This window comes from Amorphus sp. MBR-141 (assembly GCF_053628695.1).
Genome location: NZ_JBRJGW010000036.1, coordinates 1 through 11,353, shown reverse-complemented (window position 1 = coordinate 11,353; position 11,353 = coordinate 1). Strand labels below are relative to the sequence as shown.

At 61.6% G+C, this 11,353-nt stretch carries 11 protein-coding genes; 2 read left to right on the top strand and 9 right to left on the bottom strand.

Features of this window, described 5'->3' with window-relative positions; translation table 11 throughout:
* Positions 1 to 88: 88 nt before the first annotated feature.
* A complete protein-coding gene (locus tag ACSSVZ_RS25995) occupies positions 89 to 379 on the top strand; it encodes a DUF736 domain-containing protein (RefSeq protein WP_453973772.1) in 291 nt (96 codons plus the stop codon).
* Positions 380 to 524: 145 nt separating this feature from the next.
* Here ACSSVZ_RS25995 and ACSSVZ_RS25990 read toward each other — a convergent pair whose 3' ends face one another.
* The 8 genes from ACSSVZ_RS25990 to ACSSVZ_RS25955 all read right to left on the bottom strand — a co-directional run bounded on the left by ACSSVZ_RS25990 (position 525) and on the right by ACSSVZ_RS25955 (position 9,358).
* Positions 525 to 1,121, bottom strand: coding sequence for a 2-hydroxychromene-2-carboxylate isomerase (locus ACSSVZ_RS25990; protein ID WP_453973771.1), 597 nt, complete (start codon positions 1,119 to 1,121; stop codon positions 525 to 527).
* 34 nt (positions 1,122 to 1,155) lie between these two features.
* A complete protein-coding gene (locus ACSSVZ_RS25985) occupies positions 1,156 to 2,151 on the bottom strand; it encodes a dihydrodipicolinate synthase family protein (protein WP_453973770.1) in 996 nt (331 codons plus the stop codon).
* Positions 2,152 to 2,242: 91 nt separating this feature from the next.
* Entirely contained in the window at positions 2,243 to 3,694 is a 1,452-nt protein-coding gene (locus ACSSVZ_RS25980; protein WP_453973769.1) for an aldehyde dehydrogenase, read from the bottom strand.
* Positions 3,695 to 3,832: 138 nt separating this feature from the next.
* Complete coding sequence (locus ACSSVZ_RS25975) at positions 3,833 to 5,269, bottom strand: FAD-binding oxidoreductase (RefSeq protein ID WP_453973768.1); 1,437 nt, start codon at positions 5,267 to 5,269, stop codon at positions 3,833 to 3,835.
* Positions 5,266 to 6,294 carry a TRAP transporter substrate-binding protein gene (locus tag ACSSVZ_RS25970; protein WP_453973767.1) on the bottom strand — a complete coding sequence of 343 codons (1,029 nt, stop codon included), beginning with the start codon at positions 6,292 to 6,294 and terminating at the stop codon, positions 5,266 to 5,268. The genes ACSSVZ_RS25975 and ACSSVZ_RS25970 overlap by 4 nt, the downstream gene beginning before the upstream one ends.
* Before the next feature lie 30 nt (positions 6,295 to 6,324).
* Positions 6,325 to 7,614 (bottom strand): TRAP transporter large permease, encoded by a 1,290-nt coding sequence (locus ACSSVZ_RS25965; RefSeq protein WP_453973766.1) that lies wholly within the window; start codon positions 7,612 to 7,614, stop codon positions 6,325 to 6,327.
* On the bottom strand, positions 7,611 to 8,054 hold the full coding sequence (locus ACSSVZ_RS25960) for a TRAP transporter small permease (protein WP_453973765.1): 444 nt from the start codon (positions 8,052 to 8,054) through the stop codon (positions 7,611 to 7,613). The genes ACSSVZ_RS25965 and ACSSVZ_RS25960 overlap by 4 nt, the downstream gene beginning before the upstream one ends.
* Positions 8,055 to 8,380: 326 nt before the next feature.
* The gene (locus ACSSVZ_RS25955; protein WP_453973764.1) at positions 8,381 to 9,358 is read right to left on the bottom strand and encodes a LysR family transcriptional regulator; all 978 of its coding nucleotides are present in this window, start codon (positions 9,356 to 9,358) and stop codon (positions 8,381 to 8,383) included.
* Positions 9,359 to 9,816: 458 nt separating this feature from the next.
* Between ACSSVZ_RS25955 and ACSSVZ_RS25950 the strand changes: the two genes are divergently transcribed.
* The gene (locus tag ACSSVZ_RS25950) at positions 9,817 to 10,026 is read left to right on the top strand and encodes a PAS domain-containing protein (RefSeq protein ID WP_453973763.1); all 210 of its coding nucleotides are present in this window, start codon (positions 9,817 to 9,819) and stop codon (positions 10,024 to 10,026) included.
* Between the two features lie 31 nt (positions 10,027 to 10,057).
* Here the strand turns inward: ACSSVZ_RS25950 and ACSSVZ_RS25945 are convergent.
* Positions 10,058 to 11,226, bottom strand: a protein-coding gene (locus tag ACSSVZ_RS25945; RefSeq protein ID WP_453973762.1) for an IS3 family transposase whose coding sequence is annotated in 2 segments (ribosomal slippage) — positions 10,058 to 10,962 and positions 10,962 to 11,226 — 1,170 coding nt in all. Because the reading frame shifts where the segments join, the coding sequence is not laid out codon by codon here.
* Positions 11,227 to 11,353: the final 127 nt, after the last annotated feature.

Here is an 11,353-nt window from a genome sequence, read left to right as displayed (position 1 = left end):
TGCAGGACCCGGCCTCAACCGGGGCCGACGGTGAGCCATGGAAAGGTCGCGATGAGCGCGGCCTCAAACACACCGAAAGGAGAAAGACATGGCAACCATTGGAACCTTCACCAAGACCGAGCGCGGCTACACCGGGGACATCCAGACCCTGACCTTCAAGGCGAAGGTGGCGCTCACGCCCGTGACGAGCGGCGGCGACACCGTCCCCGACTTCCGCGTGACGGCAGGCGCCGCCGAGATCGGCGCCGCCTGGACCCGCACCAGCGAGGCCGGCAACAGCTACCTTGCCGTCAAGCTGGACGACCCGAGCTTTCCCGCACCGGTCTACGCCAACCTCGTCGACCGCAACGGCAAGCAGGTCCTGATCTGGACCCGCTGACGACAACCGGCCCCGCTTAACCAGCGGGGCCGAATTTAACCACAAAGAAGATTCCAGTCATGAATAGGAAGCCACCTCACCCCCAACGCTAGACTAGCCCTGGCTGGAGACCTGCGACGATCGAAACAAAACCCGTACACGCAGGTCAAAAGCGTCGTTGCATTAAGAAATCCCGTAGGAAGTCGAGGCGATCGTTGCCCCACCACATCTCGTCGCCGATCATCATAGTCGGCACGCCGAAGACACCACGCTCATGTGCTTCCATGCTGGACACTTCGTACCGGGTCGCCGCATCGGCGGAGTCGACAAAGGCAAGGAAGTCCGCCTCCGGCCAGCCGAGACCTCGTGCCAAATTCGCGAGAACGGCAGCGTCGCTCATGTCCGCACCGCTCGCCCAGGCGACTGACCAGGCGGCGTCCAGATAGTCCGACACCATGTCCCGGTCGGACGCGAAGAACACGCCCTTGTTCAAACGCTGGGAGTCGAGCGATGTCGGAAAGACCAGATCCACGCCATAGCGTTGAGCCCAGCGCTGCAGGTCCACTTTCAGATAGCGGATCTTGGGCGGGATATCGACATTGCGCGGCCCGGTATTGCCGGCCGCCTTCTTGGCATCCGGCAAGTCGATAATTCTCGGCACGAGCTGAAGGCCGAACTCGTCCGCCAGATCAGGAAGCTTCTGATAGGCGAGATAGGCGTAGGGACTCATGAAATCCAAATAGAAGTCCAATGTTTCGGGCATGATCCGGCGTTCTGCGGCAATGAGCGAGGAACAATCAGCTTGTGCTGGACGATAAGCTCCGGTCGAGATCCGCCCATCGCTGACCCGACGTCACGGCGCCTTCGAGATAGGCCTGCGGAACCAGATGATAAGGCGGGCGGGAGGGGCCGGCATTCATCCACCCGGCGGCATTCATGCGCGCCTTTTCAAGGCCGATATTGTAGCTGGAAAACTCCCGAAAGGAGCCGTTCGGGAACAGTGTCCGATAGGTCGCGGCAATCTCGTTGGTCAGCGCCTTGGGCGGCTCCCAGTCTCCTCGTTGCGCAGCTTTGGCGACCAGGTCACGCAATTGGAGTGCGGGCGCGGGACCGCATACAGCGCCACTGGTCCAGAACGCGGTGCAGAATTCCGAATCGATTCGGGCGGCCGCATAGTAATCGACATCCAACGGCAAGAACCGAATCCGCCGCTGTGTCAGTTCAAGATCAATGTGCAGCGCTCCGATGCCCAGATATTTCGCCGAGACGACTTGCGGGATATCCGCCACCTGCGCCCAGAACGGCCGAGGAAAGTCGAACTTGAAGGCCTCGGGGTTCGCATAGACGCAGATCGCCGTATCGGGACAGGCGTCCGCGACGTCGCGATAGAACTGCACCACGGTCGGCACGTCCGGGGCGCACCACATCGGCGGGCCGAGCATGACTCCGTCGATCCCGAGCGCCCGGGCTTCACGCGTCTGGCGGATCGTCTCGCGCGTGTTCAGGCTCGTGGTGCCACCAAATACAGGGATACGCCCACGGGCGGTCTCGGCGAGCGTAGCCATGAAGGCGCGTTTTTCCTCCCAGGTCAATGTTGCGCATTCGCCCAGGGTCCCGAGGGTGATGATGCCGTCGATGCCAGCGGCGATCAGCGCGTCGACGACCCGTGACGTTTCGGCGAGGTCAACGGTATCCACCGCAGCAGGATCGGAGGCGTCTGCGGTTGCCGGGGTCGGCATGATTGCCCAGCAGCCATGGATATCATCGACAGTGAGGAGTGTGTTGGAGGACATAGGAGCTCTTTCTCAAGACGGCTCAAGCCAGCCCCGGCGGCGCCTGGCGCCGACGCCCCCGGAGCGACCGTCGCTGCGCCTGCGGGAAGGGTTAGAACGGGTAGGCCTGATCGGCGGGTTCGATTGTGACCCATTTCAGCTCGGTGAATTCGTCGATCACCGCCCGCCCGTCGAAACGGCCATAGCCGCTGGCCTTCATGCCGCCATAAGGCGCCTGGGCTTCGTTCTGCACGGTTGAGCCGTTGACGTGGCAGCAGCCGGCGTCAATCCGCATCGCTGCGTCGAGAGCGCGCGTGACGTCGCGACCGAAAACGGCGGCTGACAAGCCGTACTCAGTATCGTTGGCGATCCTGATGGCGTCCTCGGTGTCCTTGGCTCGGACGACCACGGTACAGGGACCGAACGTCTCCTCGTCGTAAATCCGCATCGCTGCGGTCACGTGGTCGACGATCGTCGCCGACATCTGAGCGCCGGAGCTTCCCCCGCCCGTTACAACGGTCGCCCCCTTCGCAACGGCGTCTTCGATCAGGGCATGGATACGCTCGCCTGCACCGGAGCCAATCAGCGGACCGATGACGCAGTCACCCCTGATCGTTGGATCGCCGACCGATAGCTCGGCCGCCCGCGCCGCAAGCCGCGCCACGAAATCGTCGGCGATCCGCTCGTCGACGACGATGCGGCCAGTCGTCATGCAGATCTGCCCTTGATAGAGGAAGGCGCCGAACGTTGCGGCGCGCACGGCACCGTCGAGATCCGCGTCCTCGAGGACCACCATCGGTGATTTGCCACCAAGCTCCAGCAGGCAACGCTTGAGATGCCGCCCAGCTTTTTCCGCGATGATGCGCCCGACCCGCGTCGACCCGGTGAAGTTCACGCGGCGGATTGCCGGATGGGCGATCAAAGTGTCGACTACCTCTTCGGCTTGAGCCGGCGCATTGGTCACCACGTTCAGTACACCCGCCGGTAGGCCCGCCTCGTAAAGCGCCTCCGCCACCAGCATATGAGTTCGGGGACTGCTTTCGGAGGCGCGGAACACAACCGTGTTGCCGCAGACGATCGGATAGGCGATGGCACGGGCAGCGAGGACAACCGGCCCGTTCCAGGGCACGATGCTGAGAACGGCGCCGACCGGCTGGCGCACGGTCATCGACAGCGTGCCGGGCTTATCGGTCGGAATGGTCTCGCCCTGGATCTGCGTGGCCAGCGACGCGGCCTCGCGAAACAGGTTGGCGGCAAGCATAACATTGAAGCCGGCCCAAAGCTGAGAGGCGCCGATCTCCGAAGCCATGACCGAAATGAACTCAGCCGTCTTCGCCTCAAGGCAGTCCGCCGCTGCGAGGAGAATACGGCGACGCTCGGTCGGGCCGGTGCGGGACCATGCGGCGAAAGCAGCGTGCGCGGAGTCCGCGGCGAGAGTTGCATCGTCCGCCCCGGCCGAGGCCGCCCGTGTGACAACGTCTCCGCTCACAGCGTTGCGATGCTCGTAAGTGTGACCGCTGGACGCCGGCCGTGCAACATTATCGATGACCAGTAGAGTTTCCATGGGCATCCGCTCCCCACATAAATTGACCTTGTTGTTTCCTGTCTAACAACAAGTATTCCCAGCGCTGAAATTGAGATTTCGGATGTCAGGTATCGACTAACGCGATTGCACTCCGCGAATTACCTGGCGGATCCGCCCTCATGCGGCATCGACCTGCGGCTCGGGCAGTACTTTCCCAGGGTTCATGAGTCCCTTCGGATCTAGCGCACGCTTTATCGCTCGCATCGTCTCGACGGCGGCGGGCCCATGCTCCAAGACGAGATAGTCTCGTTTTCCGAGCCCGACTCCGTGTTCACCGGTACAGGTGCCGCCTGCCGCGATGGCGCGCTCGACCAATCGACGGCTGACACCTTCGGCGCGCCGGATCTCGTCGACGTCGTCGGGATCGATCAGAAGAACCATGTGGAAGTTGCCATCACCCACATGGCCGAGAACCGGCGCAACGATGTCGTTCGCCTTGGCGTCCTCGCTCGCCGACAGAATGCAATCGGTCAGCGCGGGAATGGGCACACACACATCCGTGGTCAGCATCTTTCGCGGCCGGCGATAGGCCATGCAGGCATAGGCACAATCGTGCCGGGCGCGCCAAAGCCGGTTTTGCTCCTCGCGATTCTCGGACCACTCGATGCTGAAGCCGCCGGCGGCCTTGACCATTTCCTCAACGGCCTCGGCGTTCCGTCGCACGCTTTCAGGATCGCCGTGCAGCTCGAAAAACAAATGGGGAACCACCGGCATCGCGGTCTTCGAATAGCTGTTGACCGCATCGATCATCAGATCGTCCAGAAGCTCGATCCGCGCCACGGGGAGGCTCGCCTGTATAACCTCGACCGAAACGTCCACCACTTGCTTCAACGTCTCGAAGCAGCACGTCATCGCCACCACCGTCTCCGGAATCGGAAACAAGCGAACGGTGATCTCCGTGACGATACCGAGCGTCCCTTCCGAGCCGATGAAGAGGTGGCCGAGATCGTAGCCCGCAGCCGACTTGGCAGCCCGCGTGCCAGTCCTAATCACCGTTCCATTGACCAGAACGACCTCCATCGCGCGGACCATATCGGCCATGGTGCCGTAGCGCACCGCGTTGGTTCCGCTGGCGCGCGTGGCAACCATCCCGCCGATGGAGGCATCCGCCCCCGGATCGACCGTGAATGTGAGGCCGGTATCGCGAAGATACTCATTCAACGCCCGGCGCTGCAGGCCCGGTTGCACCGTGCAGTCGAAGTTTCCCGGATCGACGCTCAGCACCTGGTTCATTCGCCCCAAACTGACGACAACGCCGCCAGAAACCGGAATCAGCGCCCCTTCCACCGAGGACCCAACTCCGTAAGGAATGATGGGAACCTCGTGGCGGTAACAGATGGCGCAAATGTCCGAGACGTCCTTCGTCGTTTCGGGAAAGACAACGGCATCCGGCAACTGTGGGCGATGCCAGCTTTCGTCGCGACCGTACTGAGCCAGCACGGAGTCCCCCGTCGACATCCGCTCTCCAAGCAGCGCGCGCAGGTCTCCCAGAGCTGCGGTTAGAAAGCTGCGGTGCGCCCTCTGGCGCACCGTGGTCGTGTCTCCAACGCTCATTGCGCGGAGGTTTCCGCTTGGACTTCGGAGACATGTCCGGCGAAGGTTTCGAGGATGGCTTCGCCGTCCGCGCCCTGCTCTTTCATGCGGGCGATCCAGGCTTGCTTCAGAGGCTCGGCGACTTCCAGGAGATGCGCGACGTCCTCTTCGCTTGCCTCGTTGATGGTATAGTCCGAGGCCTCCATTTTCTCCCAGGCCTCGCCCTCGACCCGGTCCCAAGCTTCGCCGGCCAACCGGGCCAACGCTTCGCCGGACACGCGATCGATCGCCGCCCGATCCGCCTCGCTCAGGCTGTTGTACGTGTCTTTGTTCATGATGACGTAGTGGACGTCGCGATACAGCCCGCCCGGTACGCGATAAGCATACTTCAACCCGTCTTGCAGATTAAACGAGTAGACGGAGTCGGAATTGAACATGACACCGTCGACGACGCCTCGGGTCAAAAGCTCATAGGCTTCGCTTGCGGAGGAGAACTGCGGCACGATGCCGAGCCGCTCGGAGACGTCCTGCACGATGCCGCCGGTCGCCCGCAACCTGAGCCCATCCAGGTCGTCCATCGTCTTGACTTCATCGTTACTGGTGAAGACATGCGCCGGGCCGTGGGCCCAGAGCCCGAGAAGATGCACGTCCTCGAACTCTCCCAGGGGCTTCAACATCTCGTCATAGGTGCGCCAATAGGCAACGGAGGCCGTGGTCGCGTCGGCGGCGTAGCCGGGCAGCGTGAACCCGTAGGCCGAAGGAAAACGATCAGCCGTATAAGCCTGTACGCTCATTCCAGCGTCGGCGACACCGTCGCGCACGAGGTCAAAATGAGCCTGCGGTTTGCCCAGCGCCGGAATGAACTGAACCTTCACGCGGCCCTCGGTCGCCTCCTCGACCTTGGCGGCCCAAGGTCTCAACATTTCGGTGGTGACGGGATGCGTCGGCGGCAGCCAATCGGAGAACCGGATCGTCGTTTCTTGGGCGGCGGCGGCGTTCGCCATCGCAAGGACGATCGCGGATGCGCTCGCGAGTGTCTTCAGCATAGGTGTGTCCTCCCTTTATTTGTTTGACCGTCAGAGGCTCCCCGGCAAGACCAGAACCAGCCAGGGAAATGCGATGATGAGAAGTAATCGCAAAATATCGGCGGCCACGAAGGGCATCACGCCGCGAAAAATCGTCGAGGTCTGCGTGTCCGGAAGCGTCGAGCGCAAGACGAAGACATTCATCCCGACCGGCGGCGTGATCAGGCTGATCTCGATCACCACCACGACAAAGATGCCGAACCAGATCGGATCGTAGCCGTAGCTCATCATCAGCGGATAGAAGATCGGTACGGTCAGCAGCATCATGGACATGCTCTCCAGCACCATGCCCAGCACCAGATAGAGCACGAAGACCGATAGCAGAACGCCGAGCGGAGACAGGTCGAGGCCACGAAGGAACCCGTCCAGCATCTGCAAGATCCCACCGACATTGACGAAGTTGGCGAAGATCATCGCGCCGATCAGGATGGCGAAGATCATTGCCGTCATCCGGGCACTCGCCAAAAGCGTCTCGTAGATCTCCCGCGCCCGCATGCCACCGCGGACAATAGCGAAGACTGCAGCCACCGCCGCTCCGATCCCGGCCGCCTCGGTGGTGGTGAAAACGCCGAGATAGATGCCGCCGATCACAACGGCGAAGAGGAAGAGGACACCCCAAACCCGCCCCAAGACCCTCAGCCGTTGCGCCCACGGCGTGCGCACGCCGGGAGGGCCGGAGGACCGATCCAATCCGGTGGTGATCAGGACCGCGAGACAATAAAGGAGAAGGCCCAGAAGGCCGGGCAGAATGCCCGCGATGAACAGCTTGCCGATGTCGTTGCCGGTCATAATCCCGAACAGCACCAGCGCGACGGATGGCGGGATCAGGATTCCCAATGTCCCGCCGGCGGCGATCGAGCCCGATGCGAGGCTGTCGCTGTAGCCGAAGCGACGCATCTCCGGCATCGCCACGCGCGACATCGTCGCGGCGGTGGCCAGCGACGAACCGCTGACAGCGGAAAAGCCGCCACAGGCGATGAGCGTCGAGAGCGCCATGCCGCCGCGGAAATGCCCGACAAAGGCATGGGCGGCCGTGTACAGATCTTCCGACAGGCGCGCCCGCGTGATGAAGTTCCCCATCAGGATGAACAGCGGCAATACCGACAGGTTGTAGTTCATCACTGTATCGAAGGCGATCTGGCCGACCATCGACATCGCCGGCGAGACGCCGACCACGAGCGCAAAGCCGACGAACCCCGCTAAGGCCATGGCGAACGCGATCGGGATCCCGCCGGCAACCAGCAGGAACATGCCGCCGAGGCCGGCTGCGACGGCGGTCATAGGCTGCCCTCTTCGAAGCTTTCATAGCGGCGACGGGGACGGAACGCGCTGATGGCGAGGAGCACGGCCGTCACCGCCGACATTGCCGACATGAAGATCGCAATCGGCGCGATCGGCCAGCTCAGATAGGGCGTGGTGTCACCGTATCGGACGATGGTCGCTGACTTTTCCATCAGCCGCCAGGCGAGAAACCCGAGGATCGCCGCCGTCGCGATGTCGGCGATCGCGCCGACGACCCGCTGGGCATTCGCCGGAAGCAGATGTTCCAAATAGTCGAGAGTGACGTGCTCTCGCCGAAGCGTAGTCATCGGCAATGCCGAAAAGACTAGCACCGCCATGGCGAGCTCGATAATTTCTCCCGCACCGGGAACCGGGCTGTTGAACAGGTAGCGGGCCGTCACATCCACCGCCATCAACACCACGATGGCGGCAAGCGTCACCGCGGCGCACACATTGGATGCCCCGCTCCCGAGGCGACCAAGCCCGGTCGCAATTCCGCTTAGTTGCATGTTTGAGCGCCCTGGCGCCGCACCGTCGCGACCGTCGGCGAGACGACCCCGCCGCTAACCGGGGTGCGATGCTCGGAGCGCTTTCCGCCCGATGCCGATCTCCCGGCATCGCCAATCACGAATTCCATGGACGCCTGCTCCCCGCATCACTTGCGCTTGTTGTTTCTTGTCTAACAACACAGGCGCTCGAGGCCAGGAAATCGAGAAATCAGATATCAGGTATCGGCAGGGGCAATGGCCGGTAAGAAAACCGAGGACTATGTTTCCGGTGTTTCCACGCCGATGTCGTCTTCACCGGTCGAAGCCGTTCGACGAATGACAGAACGTAGCCAAGCGAGATCTGCATTCGCTTCGCGATTCCGGATCCATATCATCGCAATATCGAATCCCGGTAAGTCGTAGGGCAATGGGAAGACGGCGATCGGATATTGTTTGGCATACTGGTCGGCCATCGTCTTTGGGATGACGCTGATGAGGTTCGTACCGACGACCATCTGCGGCAAAAGCGTAAAGTAAGGAAGGAAGAACTGGTTGTTCTGGTGGACCCCCATTCCTTCCAACGTGTCCTGTTCGATGGTATTGCGGCCGTCGGTCCGGCAATAGATGGCGTGCGGTCGTGAGAAATACTCCTCTCGGGTCAGCTCCTTGGCGGCCGAGGGGTGTTCAGCCCACTGAATGGCCACCCATTCCTCATGCATGAAGGTCTCGCGACCGAAGTCGGTATCGCCCTCGTCCAGACCACAAGCCTCCAGGTTGGAGCGTCGGTTGGGGCAGATGATCAGGTCCAGCGTTCCCAGTCGCAGGCCGGCGATCGACGAACCGGGCGTGGGCGCAAGCGTTAGGCTGACATTGGGGGCTTCGCAACTGAGAACACGCGCAATCCGCGACGCCATCAGCGCGGACACATAGTCGGCCGTCGCCACATGAAAATTCGTCTGAGCGGTCAGCGGGTCGAAATATTCCTTCTGGAACAGGCGGCTGCTCAACTCGATCAGCCGCTCCACCTCCGGATGCAACCGGCGCGCTTTTTCCGTCAGATGCATCTCGCGACCGCGCTGGACCAGGATCTCATCCTGAAAGATATCGCGAAGTTGACGGAGCGCCCCGCTAACTGTCGATTGCGTCAAATTCAGACGTTCCGCCGCCCGAGTAACATTTCGACAGCGCAACAATTCCGCAAAGATAGGCAGCAAATTGAGATTTACGGTCCGCAAACTGCGAATGAGATCTGACATGTGGCCCTAAAGGTCATTGGATCCGGTCTTCCGGCTGCAACGTTCCGACGAGACCGACGATAGAAGTTTCAGATATACTGTTGAGCGAATGCCGTTCGTATTCGAGCTCGATGACGATTAGATCGCGTAGGGGCGCGCGTCCCGGATCGGTTTCCGGAAAGCGCCCGCCTGGACGATCCAAAGACGAAAGCGGGCAATTGAGATGGCCTGCATCTGACGGCCGTCCGGCCAAAACCGGAGCAGTTGACCATTGCCTATTCGTCACTTCCATAGCACAGATGCCGTCAAGTATGGTTATGGCGGCCCGTCGAAGATCACATGGCCTTCGCCAAACCGACCTGATCGATTGATGACGGAACAATATGCTGACTTCGACTATTGCGTTCTCGCATCGGTTTGAGCGATCAAAAACGTACTCGTGATCGAATTGGTAAAATAGCTTCACGACAATGCTCTCGATGTCCCCTGTCTTGCCAACGGTTGAGTCGCTCCAGAAGATTCTGAACGCGATTCAGAGCCCTGTTTTCCTGATCGACCGTGACCACCGGATTGTCATGGTCAACGACGCCTTCTGCCGATTCGCGCGCGTCGAGAAAGATCAGATTCTCGGAACTATTGGAGACACCTCCGAAGACCAGCGCAAAATCTTCTGGAAGAACGACGACTGACCTGCCCCAACGAAGTGGTCCAGTTTCAGTCTTAGTGCATGACGGGTGTTGGAGCTACGACCGGGGTGGCCGGCGAAGCGGCTCCGGATGGCGGAGCCGGCCACTGCACGGCCTCGGGAGCTGGCGGCCGATAGCCCAACGATGAGTGCGGGCGCTTCGTGTTGTAGTGCTGGCGCCAGCTCTCGATGACGATCTTCGCCTCCGCCATGCTGTAGAAGATCTCGCCGTTGAGGAGCTCGTCCCTGAGCTTCGCATTGAAGCTCTCGCAGTAGCCGTTCTCCCATGGGCTGCCGGGTTCGATGTAGGCAGTCCTGGCACCGACCGCGGCGATCCAGTCTCGCACCGCCGACGCCACGAACTCCGGGCCATTGTCGGACCTGATGTGATCCGGCACGCCACGAAGGATGAACTGGTCCGACAGCACGTCGATCACGTCGATCGATCTCAACTGCCTGTCGATCCGTATCGCCAGACACTCCCGTGTGAACTCGTCGATCAGGTTCAGCATCCGGAACTTCCTTCCGTCGTGGGTCCGGCTCTCGACGAAGTCGTAGGACCAGACATGGTTCGGGCGCTCGGGCCGCAGACGGATGCACGACCCGTCGTTGAACCAGAGGCGCCCCTTTCTCGGTTGCTTCTGTGGAACCTTCAGCCCCTCCCGCCGCCAGATCCTCTCGACCCGCTTCACGTTCACGACCCAGCCCGCGTCACGCAGCAGAGCCGTGATCCGCCGATAGCCGTAACGGCCATATTCAGATGCGAGCACGATGATGTCAGCGGTGAGCGCCTCCTCGTCGGGGCGCCCGCGCGGAACTTTCCTTTGGGTCGATCGATGCTGACCGAGTACGTGGCATGCGAGCCGTTCGGAGACCCCGAACTTCTGCCTGACATGGTCGACACAACGACGGCGACGGGCGGGGCTCAGAAGTTTCCCGAGGCGGCCTCCCGAAGGATCAGCTTCTCCAGCGTGAGGTCCGACACGGCTTTCCGAAGCCGCTCGTTCTCCTTCTCCAGCTCCTTCAGCCGCTTCACCTGGTTGGCCTTCAGGCCGCCATACTCCTTGCGCCATCGGTAGTATGTGAACTGCGTCACGCTGATCGTCCGCACCGCTTCGGCCACCGACCGACCCTGCGACACCAACACGTCGACCTGCCGGAGCTTCGCGACGATCTCCTCCGGCTTGTGCTTCTTCTGGGGCATTCCTGCATCCTCCATCTGGCTCGAAAGCCTACTTCAGGGAGGACCACTTAGCGTAATCGCAGGTGGCACCCCTCGCCGAGAGCGAAGCGGTCCACCAAGCTGGCGATCCAGCAACGATCGGCTCGGC

Bases quoted from the DNA above. Each gene is read 5' to 3' on its own strand.
- ACSSVZ_RS25950 (WP_453973763.1), top strand. From the start codon at position 9,817: ATGTCCCCTGTCTTGCCAACGGTTGAGTCGCTCCAGAAGATTCTGAAC.
- ACSSVZ_RS25995 (WP_453973772.1), top strand. From the start codon at position 89: ATGGCAACCATTGGAACCTTCACCAAGACCGAGCGCGGCTACACCGGG.
- ACSSVZ_RS25990 (WP_453973771.1), bottom strand. From the start codon at position 1,121: ATGCCCGAAACATTGGACTTCTATTTGGATTTCATGAGTCCCTACGCC.
- ACSSVZ_RS25985 (WP_453973770.1), bottom strand. From the start codon at position 2,151: ATGTCCTCCAACACACTCCTCACTGTCGATGATATCCATGGCTGCTGG.
- ACSSVZ_RS25955 (WP_453973764.1), bottom strand. From the start codon at position 9,358: ATGTCAGATCTCATTCGCAGTTTGCGGACCGTAAATCTCAATTTGCTG.
- ACSSVZ_RS25980 (WP_453973769.1), bottom strand. From the start codon at position 3,694: ATGGAAACTCTACTGGTCATCGATAATGTTGCACGGCCGGCGTCCAGC.
- ACSSVZ_RS25965 (WP_453973766.1), bottom strand. From the start codon at position 7,614: ATGACCGCCGTCGCAGCCGGCCTCGGCGGCATGTTCCTGCTGGTTGCC.
- ACSSVZ_RS25975 (WP_453973768.1), bottom strand. From the start codon at position 5,269: ATGAGCGTTGGAGACACGACCACGGTGCGCCAGAGGGCGCACCGCAGC.
- ACSSVZ_RS25970 (WP_453973767.1), bottom strand. From the start codon at position 6,294: ATGCTGAAGACACTCGCGAGCGCATCCGCGATCGTCCTTGCGATGGCG.